The organism is Rhizobium sp. B230/85 (assembly GCF_019355735.1).
GTDB lineage: Bacteria > Pseudomonadota > Alphaproteobacteria > Rhizobiales > Rhizobiaceae > Rhizobium > Rhizobium rhododendri.
In genome coordinates this window covers 78114-103588 of sequence record NZ_CP072157.1, presented here as the reverse complement: position 1 = coordinate 103588, position 25475 = coordinate 78114, and the positions used below count along the sequence as shown (strand labels likewise).

The window sequence follows — 25475 nt, the reverse complement described above, 5'->3', positions numbered from 1 at the left end:
TGAGGCATTATGGTTACAGGTTCCACGTTGAACCCGACCGCATGTAAGGTTACGCAGCCAAGGCTGCCGCACAGCGCCGCCCCAAACTCGCAATGATTGTCTGGAATTGGAGGGTGGAAAAACATGGCAAGATAACGGTTGACGCGCGAACTCTCATGTAAGGATGAAGCCCGGATAGGCCAGAAGAACAAGATCACCCGCCGCTGGGCCAAGCGGGGAACAAGGCGGTCCGCACCGCACGACCAGCGAACCCGATCGGCCTATATCTTCGGTGCCATCTGTCCCAAACAGGGCAAGGCTGCCGCTCTCGTCATGCCGTGGTGCGACACCCATGCCATGAACCAGCACCTCATCGAGATATCCCGCAATGTCGCCGATAACGCACACGCCGTGCTCATCATGGACCAAGCCGGATGGCATATGTCCAACAATCTCGTCGTCCCAGGAAACATCACCATCCTGCCACTGCCGCCCAAATCACCTGAATTGAACCCCGTTGAAAACATTTGGCAATTCATGAGGGACAACTGGCTCTCAAACCGCGTCTTCAAGTCCTACGAGGATATCGTCGATCACTGCTGTTACGCTTGGAGAACGCTCCAGCAACGTCCATGGAAGATCATGTCAATTGGCCGACGCCATTGGGCGCAAGGGTTCTGATCAATGACAGTTGGTATGAGCGACATCGAAGTTACGACTTCACCGGCCACAATAGAGGTTGTGACCCATCCTTTCCTTTTTCTACAGAGTAAGCGGATGCATCAAATTCGGCCGGCAGCAGCAAAACGGTCGGCACCAGGGCATGCATCTTACCCTCAGAAAGAAAGAACCGTGACCGCCAGGCAGAAAGCATCCTTCAGCCGCAGGCGCGCTCGATGCTTTCATTCACGAATTCAACAACCAGCGACCACAGAAGCGCTCGACATGAAAGCCCTTGCCGACATCTACAAGGTATCGACAAGAGCATATAGCGGCTTGCTGGACATCAAATATCCCTTCCATGATCGCGATATCCTGGTGACCAACTGCGGCCGTATCTGCATGCATCGCAAGAAGATAAACATCTCAACCGTCGAAGGAAGTCGGCATCTGGCTCGTCAGCTTCATGCAACATGATCTGGGATATGTTGATCTGCAACAGAGAATTTAGCAAACCATCGACACCCGGTTCCGCAGCACGAGGTTGTCACCTGTGTCTCCGGGTCGAACAGCTCGTGGGATCTGTCGCCTTGAACGGATAAGAACTTACGACCTGCAAATCTCCACTGAGCTCATCACGCTTAGTATCCATCATAGTGTTCTCTATGATGGATAGGAAAGCAAAGAATGAGAAGTGATTGCGAGCTATTGCTGCAGTCCAATAATGTGAACCTGGCGATCCGTTGATCAAGGCGCCGAGTTCATCGATACAGAATTAGACCGAAAGAGCGGCGGGTTGGCCTTGAGCAGTTAAACATATGCCGCCCGGATCAAATCGGCGGCCCTCTCTCCAATAGGCTTGCTCGCAAACCGCAGTGGCGTCGCCTGATCCCTGTAACCCTTTTCGCCGAGGCCGAAGGCGAGAAAGGCAAGATGACGAGGACGTGGTTCTCGCACCGCGACGATCCGATATTCACATGGGCGGGCCTCTGGCGCGTCAGCGATGAGTGGGGCCTGTATACAGCGGCGTGATGACCGACGCGAACGAGGCGATCAAGCCTGTCCACAACCGAATGTAAGTCCTTCTCCAGCAGCTCTAATACGAACAATGGCTTCAAGGTAGCTTCGAAGAGGCACTCGCATTCCAGAAGCGGGTGTTCCCGCCGAATTGATCGTGTTGGATCGCACGAGCGAACTATGGTCCCGAAGGAAGGCGTCCGATACGCCAACCCTGTGGTAAGCAGCGCTACCGCAGCAGCCCGTCGAGGTCGAACTCGGCCCAGTCGTAGAGAGATACGGAGACGTCCTCCGATTTCGTGCTCGCCGACGAATTTTCGGACTGCTTTTACAAAGAGCGCATCAACTTCGCCTTGAACTCCGCCCGACGGCGGTTCTCGCCGCCGTAGCGATGGCGTCCTCTCTCCATTCGTCGACCGCGCCGCTGTCCAAGAGTTCTTCGACGACCTTGGCGTCAAAGACATGGAAGGCAATCTGGCGCGCACGGCCCGCCAGTCTCACAGTCCTTGTTCCCGCGCTGGGTAGGCGCCCGTCCGCTTGCCAGCGGTGCCTCTCGGCGGGCCTGATTGTCCTGAATCTCGCGGGAGATCATGGGGAGGGTTTCGATGTCCTTCATCGCCGATGAGACAATGCCGACTGCGGCCTTGAATTCGGACTTTGCATCTGGGGGCATCGAGAAAACGCGCTCCCCCGCTTCGAGAACCATCAACTTCTTCGACGACACCGGGAGCCACGCCCGCATGTCCGGGAATATACCGCGCGAGCGGACGGACAAACGAACGTTGCCCTTGATGGAATGGCCCACGTTCTCAAGAGTTCGACGTCGTTCTCCGGCCTTTTTGGCATGGATTGCAAATGGGTTCAGCATCTGTTTAAGTAAACGGGGGTCGGCATCGGCTGGCGCGAGGATAGAGGGCCTCGAAACAGTCCGCATACGGCATATTCTTCGCGAGACGCCTGTTGTAGTCCAACGCTCCGTCATCCCACCAGACCTCACCTCGCTCGCTGAAAGCTGATTTTGCATCGTTTACTCGGCTCCGCGCTTCTACAGTGGCATCATTTTGGTACTTGACGTGCGGACTGCCCTGCGCGCTGACATGAGGTCGCCGACAAATCGCGCCCGGTCCTCCGCCGATAGGCCCGAGTTGCTCTTTCGCCAGAGGCAACCTCGGACAACGAAGTATCTGCCGTCAGGTAGCTGGGTAGCCGTCCGCCTTCGCCTCTATCGCCCTTACATCCGCGGCATCCGTCACCGCAACATCGACGTTCCATGGCGGTCGGACGCGGCTTCGATCTGGGCCATCGACGCGCTCATCCGCAGTTCCAGGCCTGCGGGATGGTAGAGGACATCGACCGATCCCATCGAACCAAGGCTCGACTTGATCAGTCTCGAGCCGAAACCCTTGTGTTCCGGAACCGCCACCACTGGACCGCCTGTCTCCGACCATTTTAGGTGAAATGCTTCCCCGTTGTCTTCAAGGGCGACCGACCATTCGATGTCTACGTACCCGTGGTCATTCGACAGGGCTCCGTATTTCACGGCGTTGGTCATCAACTCGTGCAGCACGAGGCCGAACGACATTGCGGCTTGTGGTCCAAGTACGACCCTCTTTCCACGAACCCGTATGCGGTCGCTGTCTTGCATGCCGATGTTGCATACGGTGTTGGCAACGACATCGTTGAGCGCTGCGCCTCGCCAGTCGTCCTGCGTCAGGACATCGTGCGCCTTGGCGAGCGCTGCCAGGCGGGCATGGAGCTTCTGACCCGCATCTTCGACCGACGACGCGTGGCGCAAAGACTGCGTCGTGATCGCCTGCACCACGGCAAGGGTGTTTTTGACGCGATGCGCCAGTTCGTGCATCAGCAACTTCTGTGTCTCTTCGGCCCGCTTCCGATCGGTGATCTCGACCGCCGCACCCGAGAACCGAATGGGTGCTCCCGCACCGTTCCTGATCAAACGTCCACGAGCATGGACCCAGCGAACACCGCCGTCTGGCTGAACAATCCTGTATTCGGCCTCGAAGGTCGGTTGACCGCAAAACACCCTTGCAAGTTCGGCTTCGAACTCCGGCATGTCGTCGGGGTGGAAGTTCCGGGTGTATTCCTGGAGTGGTGCTCCAGCTACCGCCCGCTCTGGTTCGACCGTATAAATTTCGGCGAAATTCGGGTCGGCGTAAATCAGGTCCGTTTTCAGGTCCCAGTCCCAGATGCCTACCATCGTTGAGGCACCGAGAGCGAGTTGGAGGCGCTCCTCGCTTCTCGCAAGCCTGTCCTGCATCGCCTTGAGTTCCGTGATATCCAGGGATACCCCACACATCGCCACTGCCTGTCCGTGCTCGTCGCGAACAAGCTGACCGCGCGCAAGCACCCACGAGATGGTATCGTCGGGACGGACGACGCGGTACTGGACATCATAGTCAGCGCCGTTCTCCATCGTTTTGTTAACAGCCGACAGCATCGTCGGCAGGTCATCTGGATGGATGGCGCTCAGGAGATCGTCGTAACTGAACGGATGGCCCCCGTCGCGGCCGAAGTTTTCGCGGCACACGTCAGAGGTGTCGAGGACCATGGTCTTGAGATCGAGTTCCCAGTAACCGAGACTTCCGGCCTTGAGCGTGTCTTTCATACGCCGTTGTGATCGAAGGGCGGCTTCTTCCGCTTTCTTCGTGCCGGTGATGTCGCGAGATATGGACAGGATGCGGTCCGGCTTTCCGTCTTCTCCCAAGATCGGGGATACCTTGACCTCCCACCATCTTGGATTGCCCTTGACGGTGTCCGCCGTGCCGATGAAACCCTGACTTTTGCCAGCCCGTGCGGAAGCCAGAGCGTCCAGAGCCGCCTTGTTGCCTTCGTCCTTCCAAAAATCCGGCCAAGGACAGTTTCGGACGGTTTCGAAATCGTCGACCTCCATCACCCTCATGCCGCCGGCGCTCATGAATGTGATGTTGCCGTCGAGATCGATAACCTTGATGCAGTCGTCACATGCGGAGAGTATTTCCGCCACGAGCGCTACGTCCAGTGTTTCCGACCCGTCGATCACGAGCGAAGTGCGCTGGGATACCCCTGTCATTTCGTCGCCAATCGGTTGGACTCAGGAACAATGGTTTTCAGGGACATCGGCAACCGTTTCATCATGGAGTGCGGGGGTAGCCGGGCAACGGCGGTATATGTTTTTTCACGTAAGATTGCCAAGCCGCTAACGCAATAAACGAGCGGTGCTGCAAACTCGTCTTTTCCGGTCGGAAGCGGCCAGTGTCAGGCCACCGACGGAGCAACAATCAGGCTTGGCGGAGCGGCCAATCCGACGTCGCCGCGCAGGTGGCGTGCGATGTAGTCAAGAGCATTCTGGAGGCCGTTCATGGTGTAGGGCTTCTCGATAACACCGAGCGCCCCGACAAAGTCTTCGGGAATGCGCTTCAGGTTGCCCGTAACGAACACGTACGGAATGCCGCACTCCGCGAGATGCTTTCCAACGTCCAGCCCCGTGGGTCCGTCCGTGAGATGCACGTCTACGAAGGCGAACTCGGGCTTCTGGTCTTCGAGGATGGCGAGTGCCTTTGTCCTGTTCATAGCCTGGCCGATGACCAAATGGCCCGCCGCTTCGACTTCCTCTTCGAGTTCGAGTGCCAGTAAGGCCTCATCTTCGACGATCATGATTTTCAAACTATGCTCCATGTCAGTTGTCCACCATCAAGGTGACGCTGACCGTTGTCTGCCGACCCTTCACCTCTCGTTCGATCGCAGCCTCGACCTGACGGCAGCAGGTTTCCAGCATAAGTCGCCCGAATTCGTCGTCTTCCTCGTTGACTGCAACCGGATCGGCCGTGTCGGTCACCGCTATGAGGAAATGGCCGTTTGGACGATTGACCGTCAGGTGGATTTCCCCGCCGCCGTCCCGCAACCCGCGCCTAACCGCATCGCCGACGAGTTCGTTGACGATCAGCGCCAGCGGAGAGGCCTTAGCGGCAGGTACCAAGACGGGCGATAGGTCCATCGTGATCCTGATGTCGTCACGTCGGAGCGATCCCACAAGATCGACCACCATATCGCGGGCGAAGTCGGCGACGTCGAAGCGTCCGACATCATTGGAGGTGAAGAGTTTGCGCTGAACCGTGCTGAGGGCCTCTACGCGGTTGAGCACAGACAGAAGGGTATGGCGGACGGTTTCGTCCTTGGTCTTCCTGGCCTGAAGCTTCACAATCGACGAGATGGTCAACAAGTTGTTCTTAACCCTGTGGTCCACTTCGTGAACCAATGTTGTCTTCGCGTTGAGCGCCTGAGTGAGTTCGCTGGTGCGAGCCGCAACTGCAGCTTCGGCCTCCCTGCGCGCCGATGCAGACTGCATCTGCTTCATCTTGTCGTCGGTGAAATCAAGCTGGGAGGCAAAGTAGTAGATTGCCTCGCCGTGTTCCTCAAATACCGGGCTGATGAACAGCGCGTTCCAGAAGGTTGATCCGTCTTTCCGATGATTGACGACATCGATGGCTATTGAACGCTGCTCCTTGATAGCGTCCCTTATCATCTGGACTGCCGCTGGATCGGTCTCTGGGCCCTGAAGAAAGCGACAGTTCCTTCCGACAAGTTCGTCCGCTTCGTAGCCCGTCAGATCGCTGAAAGCCTTGTTGGAGAAGATGATCGGATTGTCGTTCTGGCGGGGATCGGTGATGATCATAGGCATGCGAGTGGCTTTGAACGCCGCCGCGAAGGGGTCCTCGGATGGGTGCTCGGCGAGGAGCTTGTCCCCGGCGCTTTGTGCGCCCCTTTTCGCCGAGATTGTATCGTTCATTGGGATCCCTACTTTATCAATCAGCTGACAACGCATACGCCACCCAAATGTTCCTGGTTGCCGGCCGGGTTCTTCAGAAGCGGATGGCGCGCCCCTCGTGTTTCAGGTTTAGACGACGAAGCTAGCCCGTCAACGCCATGTCCCGCGCCTTGATAGGAATGGAACCATTGCTCCTTACTCGAAGAGCGCCTTTTCCAACGAAAACAACGGATCGAGGCATTTGTGAGCAGATGTTCCCCCTATTTCGTTCATATCCTATGTTCGCCGGAGCATGCATTATTCTTCGACATCGTATAGCCGGTGCCATTTCGAGAATGTAATTATACCGAGTATGTTTGCCGTAGCTTGTCCCCGCAAAATTGTAATATATTCGAATGAGTGTCCGTCAGGATCATTGAAGTAAACGCTGGAGGCTGGCATCCAGGGAAACACGGTGGGCTCCTGGATTTGGTCTCCTGCGCCATTTCGAGGAACAGTGCCCTTTGAGCGCAAGTAGGCAGGAGCCTCGGTGACTTCATCGATCGTCGTCCGAAAAGCAATGTGCAGCTTCATTCGTAAGGGAGAGCTCTGGATGGACCAGAGACCCAGAATGGATCGTTCACGCCCGCCGGTCCACAGGAATGCCACGTTTCGCTCCGGGATAGTGTGCGCCAACTCCAGACCTGCAATGTTTTGGTCGAAATCAACTAAGCTAGCACAGCCTTCTTCTCGGTTGCAGGCAGGGCTTATGGAAAGCGATATGCTGGCACGTCTCGGTGGAGACACGTTCGCTATTTTCATTGACAGCATTAATGACCGGTCCAAGGCCGAAGAGGTCGCGGAACGCCTGCTTGTTTGCCTTTGCACACCCCTGACCATGCTCGGCGGCGAGTTGCTCGTGTCCGCCAGTATTGGTATCGCGATTTTTTCCTGACGATGGCGATAGTATCGACGTTCGTCTTTTAGGCACTGCACTCGTTGGCCCAACTCGACGTCCGGCCCCTCGCCGATGGCGTATCAATGGAAGCGCTACCACTAAGCCACTATCGTCGAGAGCTTCGGTTCGCGAGGTCTTCTAATGCGCTTCATGGCACTTGCTGTAACTGTTTCGGTGTCGCTGAGCGCGCCACGGATCGCATCCGATATGCCTGTGACCACGAAATCAGCGTCGATTTCAGCCGCTGCGACCGGACTTTCCAGCTGGCCTTCGATGCCGGTCATGACGATCCCCACCCGCAGCGACGGCTTCTGTCGTTTCAGGCGACGCACGGCCTGTCTGGCATGGGCCTTGGAGCCAGAATTGAGGAACGCGATGAGGACGGTATTGACATCTGCGAGACGCAGGAGGTTGACGGTTCTGCCACTAATAGCCGAATGCTCCGCCTGAGACACGGTCGCGCCCTGAATGGCCAGGACCTGCGATATCATCGACGCGGCTGCGTCGTCGATCGGGCCCCTGCCACCGATGCAGAGCACGGACTTGCCGTCGCCAAGCGGCAGATGTGGTCCTCCAAGGCTTCGTTCCGGCGTGGCTGGTTCGTTTTCAGCCAGCCCGTCTTCGCCTCCCTCTTCGATGGCAATGTCAGCCAGATTGCCAATCAGCGTCTGCGTCGTCGAAGCAAACAATGTGACCTGCGCTTCTGTCATTACCCCCCTTTGCCGATCCAATTCGCCAAGCCGAAGTGCAGGAAGCCCAACCTTCTCGTAGTAGTCGATCAGATACTCGTTCTCGAGGAAATCTTCGGCGTTGTCCGTTGCCTCGTTCGGGTCGCCGGCAAGCAGTCTTTGGTAGAGCTTCTCCTGCGGTTGGAGGACGGGCTCGTTTCCAAGGAGAACATCGAGGAAGCTGAATTGTGGAACATACCGGCCGAGAACGACAAGGCAGACTGTCAGTGGGGTCGACAGCATAAGGCCGACGGGCCCCCAGAGCCATGACCAGAAAATGGCAGATACGATAATGGCGAGCGGCGACAGACCCGTATGGCTTCCATAGAGCCATGGTTCGACAACATTGTTGCTTATCAGTTCCGTGACGATGAACAGCGCGGCGACCCAGGCGACCAGCGACCATCCCGGGGCAATTGCGAGCGCCAGGAAAAGCGGTAGGGTCATGCCGATAACGGGTCCGATGTAGGGAACGAAACGCAGAACGAGCGTCAGCAGCCCCCAGAGGATGGCGTTCGGTATGCCGAGCAACCAAAGCCCGATCGCAATGGGAAGCGCGTAAAGCGTGTTCACAACCAATTGCATCAACAGGTATTTGCCGACACGCTTGCCTGCATCCTGAAGGGCCGCCGTCGTCCGATGCAGATCTCCCAGTCCGACGAGACGAATGAATCTGTCACGAAGCTCCTCCCGTTCCAACAACATGAAAATCACGAGGACGATGACAAGGCCTGCCGTCGCAAACGGGCTAATCAGCGGCAGGATGAAGTTGCCCAGGGTTGCGACCGGATTGGAGCGCGTGACAATCTCCACCGGCATCGGGTCGCGGCGGCTGGTGGAAGGTGGGGCGTCTTCCTTGCTCTCTTCGGCGGTGTCCTTCATTTCCGAGCCTATGCGCTCAACGACCTTGCTGAGATGTTCAACGACGCCGTTGCTCGACCCCGCCTGGCTGAGGGCGTGGACCTTGCCGACGATGTTGCGCTGATAGGTCGGAATGTTGTCGGCGAGGTTGGCAACCTGTCCGGCGACTATGAAACCGAAGGCTGCGATGACGAGAAAAGCCGTCGCGACCGCTAGAAGGACTGCAGCAATCCTTGGCACGTATCGCTTGCGCAGGAAGCTGACAATTGGAGCGAGCGTAAAAGTCAGCAGAAGGGCGAGCGCCAGCGGAACGAACACCTCCTGCCCAACGTAAAGTATAGCCGCAACGCCGATGAGAGTAAGGATCGTCCTACCCGAAAGCGTCGGGGCTGTCAGGGAACCTGATGCAGTCGCAATCGCCGTTGCTCCGCTGGTTTTAATATCCGTGTCGCCCAATGCCGCCTCCTGCTCGAAGTCTTGTCGCCGACGATCCGGCATCGACGCTTAAATGCGTCAAGGCGGAGACTTATCGAGGCATAGAGCAAAATTTATTCTGAGCAGCCGATGCCGACCGAGGAACCGTCTGAAAGGCAGATCGAAGCAAATCGTTTGAGGGCGAACCACGGCTCCTGGCAGTCGAAAAGAGTGGCCTCCGCCATCGTCGTATCGGGCGCTCTTGAAATTTTTCAGATCTCCGATTTTGCCGCGCATACTTTTTGCAGTCTCGTGCGTTTACGAGCGATTTCCAACGAGCGAGGGTATTCATGCGGCTTTACCAATGTGATGTGAGCGGCTTGCCTCTGTATTTTGACAACCACTTCAGCGTCGGGGCTAACAATGCGCCCGTCGGCTTTGCAGCCGACACGCTAACCCTTCACACCCTGACCAATGCGGGAGACAGGACCTACACAATAGCCTGCCGGCCCGGCGAAGTGTTCCGGCTGTGCTCGAACGCGGCAATCGATGGCAGTAACTGGCTGGTTGCCGCCGACGACACGAACTTTCTCGGCATTCCCGCACGGTACAACCGCGTCATTCCGAACACAAACACGCCTCAGGGCTTCGAGCGCTTCCATAAGATCGGTGCTGCCCAGCGCCATCTTTTCTATTCGATACTCCGTTTCGGCATTCCATGCCCTGACAGGAAAGCTGATCCAAAGCGCGGCCTGGTCTTCGATTTTCTTGACGACGCCGTCGACTCGGTCGGTAACCTCGTTCCCGCGATGACCGGCCACGAGGACGGGTTGATCAATCTGCGGGCCGCCGAGGCCGATGACGTGGTTCGCGAGACTGTTCGGGTGTCCATGGGCGAGCCGTACCGTACGCTGCTTGAGCACTTCCGCCACGAGATAGGCCACTTCTTCTTCGACCAGCTTCTGCTTGAGAGCGACATGCTCGAAGAAGCACGTCACCTGTTCGGAGACGAGCGAGAGGACTACGATGCCGCGCTTAGGAAGAACTATGAGGAAGGCGCACCTGCCGACTGGCAGCAACGGTTCATCTCGACCTATGCAAGCTGTCACCCTGCCGAAGACTTTGCCGAGTGCTGGGCACACTTCTTCCATATCATCGATACGTTGGAATCTGCACGCTCGTTCGGTCTGTCAATCGAGCCTTTCCGCCACCGCGATCTCGATGCCGAGGTCTCTTTCGACCCGTATCGTGCCGATAGCGCGCAAAAGCTTGTCGACGCGTGGATTCCGATCAGCCTGGCGCTAAACACTTTCCAGCGCTCAATGGGGCAGAATGACATCTACCCCTTCGTCATGCCGCCGGCTGTCGTCGAAAAATTGGATTTTATCAATCGCGTAATCGAGGCTGCGCGAGAAGGTACGCTGGGGAAGTCGGTCGCATCACTCGGACAGCCTGCGAATATCCAGTCCGCCGCTGTTTAGAGCGGTTCCCTGACTAATTGAATCTTTGGGGCTTTGCAAATCGGTCCGGGTCTGATTCAAGCTATCTGCCGATGGAGGTCGGCGGATATGTCAAAATTCCTTTCTGTCGATCTGCGCGTTCGTGTTGTTGCTGGGGTTTCTGCTGGTGCAACGCATCGAGAAGCCGCCGAACGTTTCGGTGTGAGTGCCGCAAGCGTCAGTCGCTGGCGAAATTTGCAACTGCGGCAGGGTGATGTGCGGCCTGGCCCGCTTGGCGGGGATCGCAATTCCCGCAAAACCGAGGCGCATGGGGAACAGATCATGACCTGGCTCGCCGAACATCGGGACGGAACCCTGTTTGAACTCCGCGACGCGTTGGCGGAGCAAGGCATCACGATCAGCAAGTCGGCCTTGCACCGCTTCCTTGTCCGGCACGGCCAGACGCGTAAAAAAAGACTGGCCACGCGATAGAGCAGAGCCGGCCCGATGTCTTGGAGCAGCGCCAGCGCTGGTTCGACGACCAATTGGATCTCGATCCCGCCAAGCTCGTCTTTATCGACGAAACCTGGACTGCGACGAACATGGCTCGCAGCCATGGACGCTGCAGGAAGGGAGAGCGCCTGCGAATGGGCTTTCCTCACGGCCACCGCAAGACGACGACGCTGGTGGCGGGTTTGCGCAGCACAGGCATGGTTGCGCCGCTCGTGATCGACGGGCCGATAAACGGAGACTGGTTCGAGGCCTATGTCGCACAGGTGCTGGTTCCGACATTGAAGCCTGGCGATGTTGTCATCCTCGACAATCTTTCCAGCCACAAAAGGCCCGCTGCCCGCGCGTTGATCGAGACTGCCGGTGCACGCATGCTGTTCTTGCCGCCCTACAGCCCCGACTTCAACCCTATAGAAAAGGCATTCTCAAAGCTGAAAGCACTCCTGCGCAAGGCGGCAGAACGCACTGTGGCAGGCCTTTGGGACAGGATTGGAAAACTGATCGACCTCATTGAACCTCAAGAAGCCCGAAACTTCTTCACCTCCTGCGGATATGATCCAGAATGAAAGGGAAACGCTCTAGCGCATTTCTTGCAAGCAATTCTTATCCCCGCCGGCGGGGCGTGGTCTAGGTTCGGGATGCCGCAGGTCAGGCAGGGTCGAAGATCGGCGGCAAATTGGTGCTATTTCCGCTGACTGCTAGGTCAGAGACGAGGCAGGTGCGGTGAACACAGCATAGAGTCCTGCTACGCAAAAATCCAAATGCACGTTCCTCGCACCATTAATTCCTAGGCTGATCAGCCGAGACCCAAAACCACGACGTGCCGGGGGTGTAGCTGGCGGTCCACCAACTTCCCGCCACGTCAACTTGAAGACATCGGTCTCGATCGACCAATGGACTTCGACCTTTCCTCCATCGACCGACAAAGCTCCATACTTGACCGCATTGGTTGCCATCTCGTGCAGCAGCAGTGAAAGCGACAGGGCCGTCCTCGATCCAAGAGTAATGTCAGGTCCGCTCAGCTCAAATCGTTCCGATCCCGTCTGCGGAAGAAGTATGCGTTCGACAAGATAGTGGATATCTGTCGCTTCCCAATTGGTCTGCAGAAGAACATTATGAGCGTTTCCGAGCGCTGCTAGTCTTTGAAAGAAACTTGTGGATGCCGCTGGATCCACCTGCCGGAGGCTCTGCGAGGCAATGGCTTGCACGACTGAGAACGTGTTTTTCACTCGGTGTGCCATCTCCTCCATCAGCAACTGCTTCTGCTGCTCGGCATATTTGATTGCAGTGATGTCGACGGCCGTGCCAGAGAACCGCGGAGGTTTTCCGTCGACCTGCACGAGCTTGCCCTTACATTCGACCCAGCGGACATCCTTCCCGGGAACTGCAATTCGATAGTCGCTGACGAAGTCGGCTCCGAGTTCGAACACATCGCGTATCTTTTCGTTGAGCTGCTGCAGGTCATCCGAATTGACAAACTTCTGGTATTCCTCGACCGTCACTCCGGAGGCCGTTTTTTCCGGGTTCAGACCATACATGGCTGCAAAATTGGCATCACCGTGGATAAGCTCGCTCTCGAGCATCCAGTTCCAGATGCCGACGCCCCCGGAAGCGCCGAGGGATACTTTAAGCCGCTCCTCGCTTTCTACCAGCAGAGCCTCAGCTTCCTTACGGCCTGTGATGTCGAAAAACAGCGCTGAGAAGCTCTCACCCGTCTCTTTTTTGCTTCGCACCTCCAGCCAAAGGTCAAGTTCGGTAACAAAAAACTCAAACGACTGAGACACCCCGGTATCAACCGTGAGCGCGAACCTCTCGATAAGCCACTGAGGGATGTGCGTGGAAAGATCGCGGATAGTCTTTCCGACACAAGTAGCCGAAAGCCCCAAAAGCTCCATGAAAGCCGGGTTGATCTCCATGAAGCGGTAGTCGACAGCCCTCCCGTGGCCATCTCTTATCAATTCGCCGAGAAAGAACCCTTCTCCCATGTTTTCGAAAAGTTCCCGCCAGCGCTTTTCGCTCGCCTTTACCTGATCTTCGGCCACGCGCTGCGCAGTGCGATCACGCAAGATCTTGATGAAGCCGACGGTCGAGCCATCGGCCGCCTGCAATGGCATCATCTCGCCATTTGCCCAAAACCGCTCGCCGCCCTTGCGTAAATACCACCGTTCGTCCGCCCCTCGACCGCGTGCCAAAGCGTTGCTCATCTCGACGTCTGCGACATGTTCAGCCCGATCTTCGGGAGTGAAAAATAGTGAGACATGTTGGCCAAAAGCTTCCTCTCGGCTCCAACCGAGAATTCTATTCGCGCCTTCGTTCCAGTCGGTAACTAAACCTCCGAGATCGAGTACAACGATCGCGTAGTCAACGGCGCTCTCGAACACCGCCCGATATCGCGCTTCGCCGCTTTGGGCCAGTCGACGCGAGTTCGCTTCTGACTGCAACGCCTGCCGTAGATCGAGCTGGGCCATGACCTGCTTGGCCAACACGCGTAGAGTCCTCTGCTGCATCTCGTTCAAAACACGAGGCTCATAATCCAGAACGCAGACTGTCCCAATCGGCAGGTTGTCGGGGGTCTTCAAAACGGCCCCTGCATAGAAGCGAAGATGCGGATCACCAGTCACGAGCGGGTTGCAGTCGAAACGGTGATCCTTCGTGGCATCCGGCACCATCAAGAATTCGTCCTCGAGAATGGCCTTGGCGCAGAAAGAACTGCCGAACGGCGTCTCCCGGACGCCCAGTCCGACCTCCGCTTTGAAGAACTGTCGGCTTTCCCCGATCAGGTTGACGACAGCGATCGGCGTCCCGCATATTTCGGACGCAAGCTGAGCAATGTCGTCGAAGTCCTTCTCGCGGGGACTGTCCATTATACCATAGCGTGCAAGCGCCTCGAGACGAGCTCGTTCTGTAGCTTCGACGTTGACTGCGACTGTGGACAATGGTGGCCCCTGGGATACCAAGACCAACATGGCTTAGCTTTCCGATACACTCATAAGCGGATCTTAGGCGTTGGCAAGCCGGTCGACGCCTCCGTCATACTCACTGAGCAAGACCAGTATCATGGGCGCGTCTGCAAGTTTTGATGGGCTCGCACACATTTTGAGATTAATTCGTCTCTAACAAGTTGAGTAAAAGCTTTGCGCTTGGAAAGATACGAACTGCCGACCTCGCAAAAGAACTTAAAACGTGCGCAAAATCAAAGGTCCGAGGCGGAAAGCATATCTATGGAACTCATTTGCATGGTGGATGTGAATGTATTCAGATCTATGCCTGATGCGCTTGCCTCAACGGTTGTCAAAAAGAGACTTGAGCTCCGTAAAATCGATCTTCGACCGTAACGCCATTGGCTTGGCATTGGCCATCATACCAACCACATGAATCCAACATCCGTTGCGACTGTTTCGAATGCCGCAAATTTGATGGATTGGAATAAAATACGTCTCGACAAGATCGCCTTTGAAGCCAAACGATTCAACTTCTACGAGGATGCTCATTAAAAATCTCTACCCATGCCAATTCCAGGAAATTTAGCCAATCTTATACCCGCCCGCTTCAGCATGACATGCTGTTGACAGCCGTGTCGCTCCAATTCGACACCTCATTGTCTATTGCACCAGCTTCGGTTTGGTACCCTTCGGTGGCTGTGGAGCGCTTGGGGTTTCTGCGGGTGCGAACTTTGCTATGCGATCCGCAAATATCGAAACGTCTTTGCCAAGTCCATCGGTATTTGCAGTGAGAATTTCGGTGATCATCTCGCGCATTCGATCCGCAGCCAGTGCTGCGTCAATAAGACTGGACCCCGCGAGTTGTTCGATAACAGACAACACGGCAATCTGCGTGGTGGCGATCATGGCGAACTGCTTTCGCGAAGCCTCGATGACTGATCGGAGCGCTTTATGAATGTCATCTAAAGTCTCTTTGACGTCGCTCACCGGTCATCCTTTCCTGGAGCACGAGGAAAACAGCTTGTGCACTTTGAATCTGAGAGTGCTGCTTCTGGCACGCTGAGGTATCAAACCATGTAGCATCCGAGGAAGAATGGGCTGAGTGGCCGGCGGCTGTATATCAGAGAGTTGTTCAAACACCCGTCTCATGAATACCAAACCCTCTGAAATAGGTCCGTTAGATGCGTTGCGACAACCCATCCGCGGATCTCGCGGATGGCGAATATGCAGCCACAAAGTTTTTGCTCTCGAGTTTAAGCCCAACATTCTCCTGCACATAAAAGTCTGTCGCGAACGTCAGAATTCTGTCCACTCCTCCTGTTTCAAAGCTGTGTTTCCACGGGAAGTGACCCGTGGCAAGGGCGTCGCCCGTTGCGACTTCATTGCGGACGCTGTTTGGCGAAGTCCAGCTGTTTGCGATCTTGCGCTCCCGCCCAGTTGAAACTGGCTGATTAGCTCACGCAGGTGCCCGGCTTCTGAGGCAAGGGTGGCGCTGGCAGCGTTGCTTTCCTCGACCATGGCTGCGTTCTGTTGCGTAACCTGGTCCATTTGGTTCACCGCCGTGTTGACTTCCGCCAACCCCACAGATTGTTCACGGGCTGATGTCGCAATAGCATCCATGTGTTGGTTGACGGTTACGATGTAACCCTCGATGGTCTTCAGCGCATCTCCGGTCTCGCTCACCAGTTTGACACCGCTTTGCACTTCGAGCGAGGAATTGCGGATGAGTTCCTTGATTTCCTTGGCGGCTTTTGCGGAGCGCTGGGCAAGTTCCCGGACCTCCTGTGCCACGACTGCAAATCCCTTTCCAGCTTCGCCTGCACGAGCGGCCTCAACGCCTGCGTTCAGGGCCAGGAGATTTGTCTGGAAAGCGATTTCGTCGATCACGCCAATGATGTTGGAAACCTGGCTGGAGGATTCCTCAATTTTCTGCATGGCATCGACGGCGTTCGCGACGACCTTGCCAGACTGGGCAGCACTCGAATTTGCTTGGATAGCAACAGATCTAGCTTCTTCGGCACGCTTTGATGAATTAGACACGTTGGCTGTGATCTGATCGAGTGCAGCGGCCGTTTCCTCGAGGGACGCGGCCTGTTGCTCGGTCCGCTTTGACAGATCCTCGGTGCCTTGGCTGATCTCGCTTGTCCCATTTTCGATTTGCCCTGCGACCTGCGCAACGGACCGCAGTGTATCTGCAAGCTGTCCTACCGCACCGTTCAAGTCATGACGAAGGGCGTCGAAATCAGGAGCGAATGCTTCATCTATTTGAAAGCTAAGGTCGCCGGAAGCGAGACGACGAAGACCGCCGGCGAGACCTGTCGTCGCTTCCTGCAAACGGATCTGTGCCGCACTTTCAGCCTCGGCTGTCAAACGAACTCGATCTGCCTCGCCTTGAATCCGCGCGGCTTCAGCCTCATCTTCAAGACGTTTGTTGGAAATTGCCGCCAAGCGGAACACTTCGACAGCACTTGCCATCTCGCCGATTTCATCGGCGCGGCCGACGAAGGGAACGGAGCTCGTTCTATCCCCACCAGCCAGTTTGGTCATAGCCGCCGTGATCTTGGAAATTGGCCGGCTAATGCCTGAAATCGCAAACCACACTGCGCCAAAGATAATCGTAAGAATGCCGCCAATCGCTGCATAGGTGATTTCGATTGTGGATGAGAACTCGACCGCACTGTCACCGGCCGCTTTTGTTGCGCCGTTTTTGTTCACAGCGACGAGCTGGTCAACAAGATCAGCCATCTTGTCGGCAATTGGGGACATTTCTTTATTCATGACCGCCTTGGCGTCATCATCCTGCGAAGCCGCAGAAAATTTGACGAAACGCAGTCCTACCGCGCTGAGGCGTGAAAGATTATTGCGAAGGTCTCCGAGCAGGCCTCGATCATTGTCATCCAGACCAAGAGCTTCGTAGTTCTTGAACTCGTTGGCGATCCGCGCCGTCCCCGTATCGATAGAGGTCTGCGCCTCACTCTGTGTCTTCTCGTCGGATGCTGCGAGATGCTCCAGATATGCCACACGCAAGTCGGATAAGGCTGTATCGATTTCCTTCGCGGTGGCGACGCTTGGCAGCCAGTTGGTCGATATTGCGATGACGTTGTCATTGGTCGCCGTCAGCGAGCGAACTGCAAAATAAGAGAAAGCGACAATTGCAAATGCTACGACGGATAGAACGCCAATCAAGGCGGTTTTGATTTTAGGGCGTGTCACGGGGAAGCTCCTTAACGGCATGGGTGTGCATATCGGCGAAATATGCTGGCCAGAAGCAAACCATCTGCTTAGGTTCAGCTCAAAACACACAGCCATCGTGTGCTATCGAGTTGGAAACATAAGGGGAATATTTCAGACGATAGTTAAATTATACGTAAGATGCAGCTCTGTATCGAACGTCCGCGCAAGTCAGACGCAAACCAAGCCTATGCTGGGTGGTACAAACATGACCTGGTTCGTTTCGTTACGGATGAGATATAGGATTTATGTGATCAATTGGGCCATCACATGGTCAAGCACCTCATAATGAGCAAGTCCCTGACTCCCCGACGTGCTCATTGGGGCAGCTGCAAGGCTGCTGCAAGCCCGCAAATGAGCGGCGCAACTGCACAATCAGTGGGGCGGAGCCGCCGCAAACGGTTTGTCCGGGGCCACAGACTTCATTGCTGGACGTCCATGACTGCATTCGCCGCGAGTCTGAGCCTCTGCCGGTCGGCTTCTAGGTCGAGGGCCAGCTCGGCGCGCGCAAGCGCCTCCTTCGAGTGGCGCAAGGCATTGTCGCGATAACGAGGCTGGGGGAACCTTGCCAGGATAGCGAACACCTTCTGCAGCCTCAGGCCGATCTCGACGAGGGCAGCGCCGTCGCGCGCGATCGGTGTGAAGAGATCGTCGAAGAGGTCGTCCAGATCGATCGCCGGAACATAGATGTCTGGAAAAAGAACATCGCCCTGGACCTTTTCATCGACAGGCTCTGTCCAAACAGCCAGGACGCGCAGCGCCCGTGAAATGACGTCGATCGCTGTGCCTGGGTCGTTAACCGCGGGAGAGAGGGCGCGCGAGGCGATTTCCGCCAGAACAGATGCCCCGAAACGAGGGTCCTGATCGTAGGATCGGGTATCCTCAATGGAAAAGCACTTCACACAGGCGGCTGTGACATGCTCCTTCTCTTGGTTCAGGCCATCAATCCAGGCAATCGGACTTGTCGGATCGACAAGCTTGCCGGGAATCATCCTCACGTAGATACGCACCTTCGATTCCGTGGCGATCGATGACAGCGCATTCGTGTCGAGATGCTGCACATAGCCGATGCGATTGATAAAAATTGGCTTCGCTGATGAAGGGATCTCGTTGGCGTTCGGCAAACGGTTTCCGCCCAGATAAGGCCGTTGGCGCCGAGCCCGCATCGCTTCGATAGCGACCTTTTCGACCCGTTCCGTCGTCTCTGTCACGCGTCCCAGCCTCGACAGATGGTCTATCCAGCGTAGCAGCGTGACAACGATCAGAATGATCACGCCGATCGTTACGACGAACAGCACAACCCGGCCGCTATCTCCATAAGCCCCAGTGCTGAGCGCGATGATGCCCACCAGACTGAACAGGAACGAGCCCATGAATGTCGCAAGGACATTTTGAGTGGTGCTGTCCTCCATGACCAATCTGGTGGCGCGTGGCGTCACATTGCTGGTCGCTGCGGAATATGCCGAGACCATGGTGCTGAGCGAAAATGTCGTCACCGTCAGCATACTGGACGCGATGATTTCCAGAATGTTGTCGACAGCGTCAGCACCGATCTGCGTGGAAAGATGATCTGGGATAAATGGGCCAACGACAATGGCAAGGAGAGCGGTGGCGATCGCAAGAATGGAAAATAGCGTTGCTCTAAACCAGATGCGGCGGGCAATTTGGGAAAGAAGCCAAACCCAGCGAGAATTCATGTAGTTGGATCCAGTTTGAGTGAATAGAAATACATAGTGCACGACGACCAGAAGTCACTGCAGCGGACGATGCCCGGCATACAGTGTCCAAATGTGGAAGTTTCACAAGAAATTACATCTGGGGCGTTGCAGCCTACTCAAGCAGATCCTTTCTGCGGATCGAGTGATGACTATTGGGTCGACCCTAGCCGGATCGGCATTGGTGGCCGCCGCGATCTCGCCATTAAAAAGACCTTCGTCGTGGCTTTGGTTGCCACGCAGATTGCCGCTAATTCCGCTCAATAAGGGGCTGCCTTCGCCCTTCTCCTCCAGCTCGGCCCCAATGTCGCCCATCCAAAAGCTTCAGGCGCGATTAGCTGCCCTATCAAGCAACATGAACTTCTCACCGGGAACAGCTGGTCGGTCCTCGGTGGCGTCCTTAAGGTTGGTCAAAAGCAACCCGACCCTACCGGAGTGCTGATCGTGATCCAGCTCTTATGGCGCAACAAAGGCGGAGGTAGCACCCGGCCTTGACCGTTGGTCCCCGAAGGTCTCAATAATCGGGCCGAAAACAGCCATCTTCCATCTCGAAAACGAGAACGAACCATGCTAGACTTCCGGTTACCGGGAGTGCTTCAACAGTTCGTCGCCATGCACTCGGTTACCCGCAATTGTTTTTCAGTTCCATCCCGCCGCCGTACTGCACAAATAATTCGCTACCTTCGCCTCTAAGCTTTCGACGCATGGAAAATTGCGGCCTGCATCGCCTGAAAAACTTGACGTGACAGCAACCCCGAAGGCCCCCCAATCCGCAGGTCAGTTTTGCTCGAGCCGCAGGCGCAGCATCTCCAGGAAGGGGATGTTCTCATATTGATCAGGCTGGACCATGTCCCAGGCAACTCCGGAGGGGCGCGGCATATCGTTGTGGGTTGCAATCAATTCGTGCTCGGTGGCGATGTAGTCGAGAGGGCTGTCATGGGCAAGCATGGTCATCTGCTCCTCGGGCACCAGCTGGGATGAATGAATGCTGGTCGCCATCGGCGTCTCCGGTCCGATGATGCCCAGTTCTCGGAAGATGCCGGTTTCAAGATCGGCGAAGCCCGCGCCCTTGCCGGTTCGGCCGCCCGAGCGGCTGACGGCCACCGAGCCGACGATGCAGAAATCAAGCTTCGGCACATCGTCGAAATCGATGCGCTCCCCATGGGCCATATAGCCCTCGGCGGTTGCCGCCAATTCGAAGGTCACGCCCTTTTCGATCAAGTTTGCGGGGTCGATGCGCAGATAGGGAAAGGATTTTGTCAGCTCGGGAACCGGGCAGAACAGGGTCTTGCCGTCGTAAAGCGCCCGCATCCGCAATGGGATCTGCGGCGGGTCCGGATTGCATTTTACCATGCGTGCCGATTTCCAAGCATCCGTCTGAGCCAGCCTCCAGGCGGCCAGGTCGGCGCCCACAAAGTTCGGGATGTGGCTGACTGCAGGGCCGATGGCGACTCCTGTTTCTTCGAGGAGATGCCAGATAGCGTTGCGCACTTCGTCCTTTTTCAGGCTGCGCCCAGCCCAGCGTCCATGATCGTTCATTCCTGAATTCCTTTTCCGTTTCCAAGGGGTTCGTTTATGTCAGCGGCGACACCTGTCATGGCCGACAAGCGCGTCTCGTCGAAGGCGGCGATGTCGCCGATCACCTGGATCAGACGCTCCGCGGCACGTTCGACCAGCGCATTTCCTTTTTCCACTGTTGCCTGCCGCGCATCGCCGGAAGCACCCGATGGGTGCAGATCCTGCATCATCCAGCCGAAGCCTGCCATGCGGCCATTGCCCGGATCGGTCTGCAGCAGCGAAAACGCTGTTTCCAGGTCTTTGGCGCGGGAGGGAAAGTCGGCGATATGGTCGGTTGCGACGAGATGCGGATAGAGATGCAGCATCATCGAGGTTTCGATGGCGCCGCCATGGATGCCGAAGGCGATTTCATCGTCGCTGAATAGTCCTTCCGGATAGCCGGCATCGAACCAGCTGGCGTAAAAGGCCATGGCGCCGAACCGCTGGCGCAGCATAAGCGCCGTCGGCTGCAACTGCTTGACCTGGCCACCATGGCTGTTGAACAGCAATACTTTGGTGATGCCGGCCCGCAGGGCGCCTTCCAGCACCGTTCCCCAAATCTCCATGGTCGCAGCCGCCGTATGCGACAGCGTGCCGGGAAAGCTCAGATGCTCCATCGAATTGCCGATCATTTGTTCCGGCAGGATGACGACGGGCATATCGGGCGCCATGCGCTCGATTGCGTGGGCAAGAATGCCGCGATTGATCAGCGCATCGGTGCCGACAGGCAGATGCGGGCCATGCTGCTCGACCGCCGCAACCGGAAGGATGGCGATCGTGCCGGGCGGCAGCGCCGCGATCTGGCGCGTCGACAGTTCGATCCAGTAACGGCAATCAGACATGGGCGACCTCCGCCAGTTGGGCTGCAAGATCGCCAAGCGTCAGCGCGTTGACACGCTGTACCTCGGCTGTGACATCAAAGTCGAGATCGTCCGTACCGAAGGCCGCCGCGACGGCGCCGGCGAACATGGCGATAGTGTCGCTGTCATTGCCGCCATTGACGGCCGCAAGAATGGCCTGCCAGGGCGAAAACTCCGCCGCGATGACGAGACCGAAAGCCACGGGAACGGCTTCCACCATGGCTACGCCGTTGCCGATCACCGCTTCGAGCTCCGTCATTGCCGCCCGCGGGCGCCCGATGAAGCACCGGCCGATATCGACGGCCATTTCCAGCCGCCGTACCAGGTCGGCGCCGCCGGTCACGCGGCCGCTGCGTTTAGCTTCGGCCTCGCCGATCCGTGCTGCTTTTATGGCTGCGTCCAGCAAATTGTCGCGGTTGCCGCCGCCAAGGCCGTGGGCAATCGCACCGGCAATGGCGGCGGCACCTGCGTAGGCGATCTGCGTGTTGTGGGTCGGTGCGGAAAACGTCACGGCGATTGCGGCCGCGCCTTCGATGTCGCCTGGTCGGATGCATCCCGCCACCGGCGCCCGCATGGCAGCACCGTTCGAGGTGCCGAAGACGCAGGAATAGACTCCGGGATCGGCCACATCCTGCGGCCCGGTGCCGAATTGCAGCTTTTCCAGCGCGATCCGTGTGGTCGGGCCCGCAAACCGGGTAAACATTTCCGTGTCCGTGGTCCACAGAAGCAATCCGTCTATGGCATCGTTCAGTGTCGGATTGCCCTTGGCGCGGATGGCCATTTTCGCCATGCACAGCATCTGGGTTGCGTCGTCGGTCAGGCGGCCGGGCTCCAGACCCCGTGCAAATGGTGCAAGCAGCGGCGGCGGCGTCAGCCTGGTGACGGGGCCGCCGAAGACCGCGCCAATTTCGTCGCGATGCATGCCCTCGGTGGCGGCGCCCAGCGCGTCGCCGACGCAGGCGGCCAGCAGAACGGTGTGAATGTTGGAAACCAGTGTCAATTGAGCCTCGTCGTCGTCGGTGTCATGTCGGATGCCGCGGCGGAAAGTGCGGCAAGATCGAAGGTGCGTCCGGCCAGAAACCAGCCGGAGGCGCAGTTGGCCATAGCGGCGGCATGGAAGGGCGCGTGGCTTTCGGCGAGCGCCAGTGCAAAGGTGGCAATGAAAGTGTCCCCGGCTCCTGTCGTGTTGTCCGCTTTGACGCGCCATGCTGGCAGATGCGCCAAGTTGCCGTTGGCGGCGACTACCACGCCTTCGGCGCCCAACGTCACGCAGGCAGCGCGCCGTCCCTCCGAAAGCTTTGCGGCAAAAGCATAGGCAGCATCGACGTCGCGGCTGCCCATGCGGGCCGCCAGCAGCTGCCCGTTCGTGCAGATAACGTCGATGTCGCGGACCGCCTCCATCGCGGTATCGAAACCCCAACGGTCGACTTCCGGCCATTCCAGGTCGAGCAGTGACAGGCCACCGACAGCGCGCACCCGCTCGGCGGCGAGCCGGACCGGCTGCGGATGGAACATATGAGTGACGAGAATGGCGCCCTTTTCGAAATGCGACTGGGCGCCGTAGCGCATCAGCCATTCCTCGGGGATCGGCACGAGAATGATCGCCTTTTCTCCGGTATCGTCGATGATCAGCACGGCGACGGGCGTGCGCTCGCCGGAAAGGCGCAGCACCGAATCCGTGCGGATGCCGGCTGCCTCGTACGCTGCGATCAGCTGGTCGCCGGCCGCATCTGCGCCAACGGCAGTCTCCAGCACCACTTCGGCGCCAAGCCTTGCGGCCGTCCTCGCAACGAAGGAAGCCGGGCCGCCGGGAAGGAATTCAGTCTTGCGCGTGAACACCTTCTCGTCATGGCGAGGAAGGTGCGGCACGAAATACAGGCTGTCGAGCACGACGACGCCAAGCACGTGGAGGGAAGCAGGCATCAGGCGATCTCACTCATTGGGGTTGTGTGGAGGCGAAACCCGGTTTCCGGGTCGAAGACCGGCGGCATGGCATCCGGCATCAGAACGCCGATGTCCGGTCCGGTGAACGTCATGGTCCCGGTCGTGCGCACGAGAACCGTCTGGTCGCCGATGGCGACATGCGCCAGCCTGTCGCTGCCCATATATTCGACTGTGCGGAGAGTGCCCGGCAGACTGTGCCGCGTATCGCGCGGCACCAGCATCAGGGACTCCGGCCGAAGCGCCAGATGAAGGGCACGGCGATTGAAGGTGCCGAGTGCTGCTCCGACCCCTGACGGCGGCGACCAAACGATGTCGCCGTCGAGCAGGATCTCCCCGGTTACGGACTTCCTGACGAGAAAGAGACTGGCCGGAGGACTGCCGACGAAAGCGGCGACGAAGGCCGTCTGCGGCTGCTCGTAGATCACTTCCGCTGTATCGTGCTGGAGCACACTGCCCTGTGAGAGAACCGCGATCCGGTCGGCCAACGTCAGCGCTTCCGCCTGATCGTGGGTGACCATGATCGTGGTAAGGCCGGTGCGCTCGTGCAGTTCACGCAGTTCGACGCGCACCGAGTTGCGCAGCACCGCATCCAGGTTGGAGAGCGGCTCGTCAAGCAGGAGCAGTCGCGGCTTGATGGCGATGGCGCGGGCGATCGCGACGCGCTGCTGCTGCCCGCCTGAAAGCTCGGAGGGTCGGCGCTCGGCATAATCGCGCAGCCGCACCACGTCGAGCGCCTCGTCGACCAGCGGTACGATCGCACGCGCATCGATCTTGCGCATCTGTAGGCCGAAGCCGACATTTTCACGCACGCTCATATGCGGAAACAGGGCATAATTCTGGAACACCAGGCCGATATCGCGCTTCCACGGTGGCAGGTCGGTGATATCTAGGCCGTCAAGCACGATCTTTCCGCCATCGGCGTTCAAGAGGCCGGCGATGATCCGCAGCAACGTGGTCTTGCCGCAGCCGCTCGGGCCGAGCAGCGCCAGAAACTCGCCGCGCGACACGCCGATGTCGATCGCCTCCAGCGCCTTGGCCATGCCATAGCGTTTGCCAATTCCTTCGATCGAAAGATAGTCGCTCATGGTTTCCCTCCGCGGACACGATCGGCTCTGGCAAGCCGCGCAAGGCCCGACAGGCCGACCCTGATCGCCTCCTGATGTCCGGCGCCAGAGCGGTGCGCCTCGCCGGTCACGACATTGTCGCCGACCGAGCAGACGGATCCGCCACGGTGGCCATAAAGCCGGGCGAGAGTCAGGATGGCGGAGGTTTCCCGATCGGTGTTCAGAATGCCGGCGCGGCGCCAGTAGTCGATGATGCCCGCATGCTCGTCCTGCAGATAGCCGCCCGGTCCAGGGCGCCCCCATCCGGTATATTCGCTATCGCCCGAGCGGGTTATGCCGATATGGTGGGGGCTCGCGATGTCGCGGGCGGCATCCGCCAGAAATCCCACCAGTTCATGGTCGGCGACCGCCGGATATTCGGCCCGCACATGCGCCTTGCTCATGCCCTCGTCGCGCACGGCACCGGCGCTGATCACCAGATCGCCGACCTTAACCCTGTCGCTCCAGGCGCCGCAGCCGCCGATACGCAAAACGGCGCTGGCGTCTGTATAGTTGAACAGGTCCATCAGCGCCAATTCCACCTCCGGCGCGCCGCTTCCGCCGGACACGACGCTGATCGGCACGCCCTCATAGGTGCCGGTGACGGTGGAAAACAGCCCGGTCAGCGCCACGGTTCGCGCATCGTCGAGAAATGAGGCGATGTCGCCGTCGCGGCCGGCGGCCGATACCGTCAGCGGATCGCGGACGGCGAGCACCACGTAAGGGGCGACGTCGGCGCGCTGAAAGCCCGTCAGGGTCGGAATGCCGTCGCGGGCGAACTGGGGCATGGTGGCTTCGTAAGGATAACCCATG

Annotated in this window: 21 protein-coding genes and 2 pseudogenes; 7 read left to right on the top strand and 16 right to left on the bottom strand. The window is 57.8% G+C overall.

Going from position 1 to position 25475, the window contains the following annotated elements; all coding sequences use genetic code 11:
* Positions 1–147 precede the first annotated feature (147 nt).
* A pseudogene (locus J5289_RS18690) lies at positions 148–660 on the top strand (IS630 family transposase); the annotation flags it as partial.
* Positions 661–675: 15 nt separating this feature from the next.
* Entirely contained in the window at positions 676–1116 is a 441-nt protein-coding gene (locus J5289_RS29305) for a hypothetical protein (protein WP_247749503.1), read from the top strand.
* A gap of 769 nt (positions 1117–1885) precedes the next feature.
* On the opposite strand, the pseudogene J5289_RS18680 reads toward J5289_RS29305, so the two are convergent.
* From J5289_RS18680 to J5289_RS18665, 4 genes and pseudogenes are all read right to left on the bottom strand, one after another.
* A pseudogene (locus tag J5289_RS18680) lies at positions 1886–2502 on the bottom strand (hypothetical protein).
* A 403-nt stretch (positions 2503–2905) separates the two neighbouring features.
* Positions 2906–4726, bottom strand: a complete 1821-nt coding sequence (locus J5289_RS18675) for a PAS domain-containing protein (RefSeq protein WP_209208019.1) — start codon at positions 4724–4726, stop codon at positions 2906–2908.
* A gap of 185 nt (positions 4727–4911) precedes the next feature.
* Complete coding sequence (locus tag J5289_RS18670) at positions 4912–5319, bottom strand: response regulator (protein WP_209188300.1); 408 nt, start codon at positions 5317–5319, stop codon at positions 4912–4914.
* A 13-nt stretch (positions 5320–5332) separates the two neighbouring features.
* Positions 5333–6442 carry a PAS domain-containing protein gene (locus J5289_RS18665; protein WP_209208018.1) on the bottom strand — a complete coding sequence of 370 codons (1110 nt, stop codon included), beginning with the start codon at positions 6440–6442 and terminating at the stop codon, positions 5333–5335.
* A gap of 538 nt (positions 6443–6980) precedes the next feature.
* Between J5289_RS18665 and J5289_RS18660 the strand changes: the two genes are divergently transcribed.
* Positions 6981–7355, top strand: coding sequence for a diguanylate cyclase domain-containing protein (locus tag J5289_RS18660; protein ID WP_307877438.1), 375 nt, complete (start codon positions 6981–6983; stop codon positions 7353–7355).
* Positions 7356–7456: 101 nt separating this feature from the next.
* Here the strand turns inward: J5289_RS18660 and J5289_RS18655 are convergent, their stop codons facing one another.
* Entirely contained in the window at positions 7457–9445 is a 1989-nt protein-coding gene (locus J5289_RS18655; protein ID WP_209208017.1) for an AI-2E family transporter, read from the bottom strand.
* Positions 9446–9511: 66 nt separating this feature from the next.
* Between J5289_RS18655 and J5289_RS18650 the strand changes: the two genes are divergently transcribed.
* The 3 genes from J5289_RS18650 (at position 9512) to J5289_RS18640 (ending at position 11876) form a co-directional block, all read left to right on the top strand.
* The gene (locus J5289_RS18650; RefSeq protein WP_209186938.1) at positions 9512–9736 is read left to right on the top strand and encodes a hypothetical protein; all 225 of its coding nucleotides are present in this window, start codon (positions 9512–9514) and stop codon (positions 9734–9736) included.
* Positions 9712–10842: a putative zinc-binding metallopeptidase gene (locus J5289_RS18645; protein ID WP_209208016.1), complete on the top strand. Its 1131-nt coding sequence runs from the start codon at positions 9712–9714 to the stop codon at positions 10840–10842. Before J5289_RS18650 ends, J5289_RS18645 begins: the two co-directional genes overlap by 25 nt.
* Before the next feature lie 87 nt (positions 10843–10929).
* A protein-coding gene (locus J5289_RS18640) for an IS630 family transposase (RefSeq protein ID WP_219276589.1) occupies positions 10930–11876 on the top strand; the annotation gives its coding sequence in 2 pieces (ribosomal slippage) (positions 10930–11269 and positions 11269–11876; 948 coding nt in all).
* A gap of 132 nt (positions 11877–12008) precedes the next feature.
* On the opposite strand, the gene J5289_RS18635 is transcribed toward J5289_RS18640, so the two are convergent.
* The 5 genes from J5289_RS18635 to J5289_RS18615 all read right to left on the bottom strand — a co-directional run bounded on the left by J5289_RS18635 (position 12009) and on the right by J5289_RS18615 (position 19180).
* On the bottom strand, positions 12009–14246 hold the full coding sequence (locus J5289_RS18635) for a PAS domain S-box protein (RefSeq protein WP_247749320.1): 2238 nt from the start codon (positions 14244–14246) through the stop codon (positions 12009–12011).
* 345 nt (positions 14247–14591) lie between these two features.
* Positions 14592–14801 (bottom strand): hypothetical protein, encoded by a 210-nt coding sequence (locus tag J5289_RS18630; RefSeq protein WP_209186072.1) that lies wholly within the window; start codon positions 14799–14801, stop codon positions 14592–14594.
* Positions 14802–14912: 111 nt separating this feature from the next.
* The gene (locus tag J5289_RS18625; RefSeq protein ID WP_209186071.1) at positions 14913–15239 is read right to left on the bottom strand and encodes a hypothetical protein; all 327 of its coding nucleotides are present in this window, start codon (positions 15237–15239) and stop codon (positions 14913–14915) included.
* 309 nt (positions 15240–15548) lie between these two features.
* Entirely contained in the window at positions 15549–17465 is a 1917-nt protein-coding gene (locus tag J5289_RS18620) for a methyl-accepting chemotaxis protein (protein ID WP_209186070.1), read from the bottom strand.
* 440 nt (positions 17466–17905) lie between these two features.
* Positions 17906–19180 carry a DUF2254 domain-containing protein gene (locus J5289_RS18615; protein WP_209207640.1) on the bottom strand — a complete coding sequence of 425 codons (1275 nt, stop codon included), beginning with the start codon at positions 19178–19180 and terminating at the stop codon, positions 17906–17908.
* 36 nt (positions 19181–19216) lie between these two features.
* Between J5289_RS18615 and J5289_RS18610 the strand changes: the two genes are divergently transcribed.
* Positions 19217–19465, top strand: a complete 249-nt coding sequence (locus J5289_RS18610; RefSeq protein ID WP_209186068.1) for a hypothetical protein — start codon at positions 19217–19219, stop codon at positions 19463–19465.
* A 510-nt stretch (positions 19466–19975) separates the two neighbouring features.
* Here J5289_RS18610 and J5289_RS18605 read toward each other — a convergent pair.
* Genes J5289_RS18605 through J5289_RS18580 form a run of 6 tightly spaced genes read right to left on the bottom strand, consistent with a single transcriptional unit; the run spans position 19976 to position 25474 of the window.
* A complete protein-coding gene (locus J5289_RS18605; protein ID WP_209187856.1) occupies positions 19976–20737 on the bottom strand; it encodes a 5-formyltetrahydrofolate cyclo-ligase in 762 nt (253 codons plus the stop codon).
* Positions 20734–21597 (bottom strand): creatininase family protein, encoded by an 864-nt coding sequence (locus J5289_RS18600; RefSeq protein ID WP_209207639.1) that lies wholly within the window; start codon positions 21595–21597, stop codon positions 20734–20736. Before J5289_RS18600 ends, J5289_RS18605 begins: the two co-directional genes overlap by 4 nt.
* Complete coding sequence (locus J5289_RS18595) at positions 21590–22615, bottom strand: ADP-ribosylglycohydrolase family protein (RefSeq protein WP_209207638.1); 1026 nt, start codon at positions 22613–22615, stop codon at positions 21590–21592. Before J5289_RS18595 ends, J5289_RS18600 begins: the two co-directional genes overlap by 8 nt.
* Positions 22612–23538: a carbohydrate kinase family protein gene (locus J5289_RS18590; RefSeq protein WP_209207637.1), complete on the bottom strand. Its 927-nt coding sequence runs from the start codon at positions 23536–23538 to the stop codon at positions 22612–22614. The genes J5289_RS18595 and J5289_RS18590 overlap by 4 nt, the downstream gene beginning before the upstream one ends.
* The gene (locus J5289_RS18585; RefSeq protein WP_209207636.1) at positions 23538–24644 is read right to left on the bottom strand and encodes an ABC transporter ATP-binding protein; all 1107 of its coding nucleotides are present in this window, start codon (positions 24642–24644) and stop codon (positions 23538–23540) included. Before J5289_RS18585 ends, J5289_RS18590 begins: the two co-directional genes overlap by 1 nt.
* Complete coding sequence (locus tag J5289_RS18580; protein ID WP_209207635.1) at positions 24641–25474, bottom strand: nucleoside phosphorylase; 834 nt, start codon at positions 25472–25474, stop codon at positions 24641–24643. Before J5289_RS18580 ends, J5289_RS18585 begins: the two co-directional genes overlap by 4 nt.
* Position 25475 lies beyond the last annotated feature (1 nt).

Bases quoted from the DNA above. Each gene is read 5' to 3' on its own strand.
- J5289_RS18585 (WP_209207636.1), bottom strand. From the start codon at position 24,644: ATGAGCGACTATCTTTCGATCGAAGGAATTGGCAAACGCTATGGCATG.
- J5289_RS29305 (WP_247749503.1), top strand. From the start codon at position 676: ATGAGCGACATCGAAGTTACGACTTCACCGGCCACAATAGAGGTTGTG.
- J5289_RS18675 (WP_209208019.1), bottom strand. From the start codon at position 4,726: ATGACAGGGGTATCCCAGCGCACTTCGCTCGTGATCGACGGGTCGGAA.
- J5289_RS18615 (WP_209207640.1), bottom strand. From the start codon at position 19,180: ATGAATTCTCGCTGGGTTTGGCTTCTTTCCCAAATTGCCCGCCGCATC.
- J5289_RS18660 (WP_307877438.1), top strand. From the start codon at position 6,981: ATGTGCAGCTTCATTCGTAAGGGAGAGCTCTGGATGGACCAGAGACCC.
- J5289_RS18650 (WP_209186938.1), top strand. From the start codon at position 9,512: ATGCCGACCGAGGAACCGTCTGAAAGGCAGATCGAAGCAAATCGTTTG.
- J5289_RS18580 (WP_209207635.1), bottom strand. From the start codon at position 25,474: ATGGGTTATCCTTACGAAGCCACCATGCCCCAGTTCGCCCGCGACGGC.
- J5289_RS18645 (WP_209208016.1), top strand. From the start codon at position 9,712: ATGCGGCTTTACCAATGTGATGTGAGCGGCTTGCCTCTGTATTTTGAC.
- J5289_RS18600 (WP_209207639.1), bottom strand. From the start codon at position 21,597: ATGTCTGATTGCCGTTACTGGATCGAACTGTCGACGCGCCAGATCGCG.
- J5289_RS18605 (WP_209187856.1), bottom strand. From the start codon at position 20,737: ATGAACGATCATGGACGCTGGGCTGGGCGCAGCCTGAAAAAGGACGAA.
- J5289_RS18590 (WP_209207637.1), bottom strand. From the start codon at position 23,538: ATGCCTGCTTCCCTCCACGTGCTTGGCGTCGTCGTGCTCGACAGCCTG.
- J5289_RS18630 (WP_209186072.1), bottom strand. From the start codon at position 14,801: ATGAGCATCCTCGTAGAAGTTGAATCGTTTGGCTTCAAAGGCGATCTT.
- J5289_RS18655 (WP_209208017.1), bottom strand. From the start codon at position 9,445: ATGCCGGATCGTCGGCGACAAGACTTCGAGCAGGAGGCGGCATTGGGC.
- J5289_RS18665 (WP_209208018.1), bottom strand. From the start codon at position 6,442: ATGAACGATACAATCTCGGCGAAAAGGGGCGCACAAAGCGCCGGGGAC.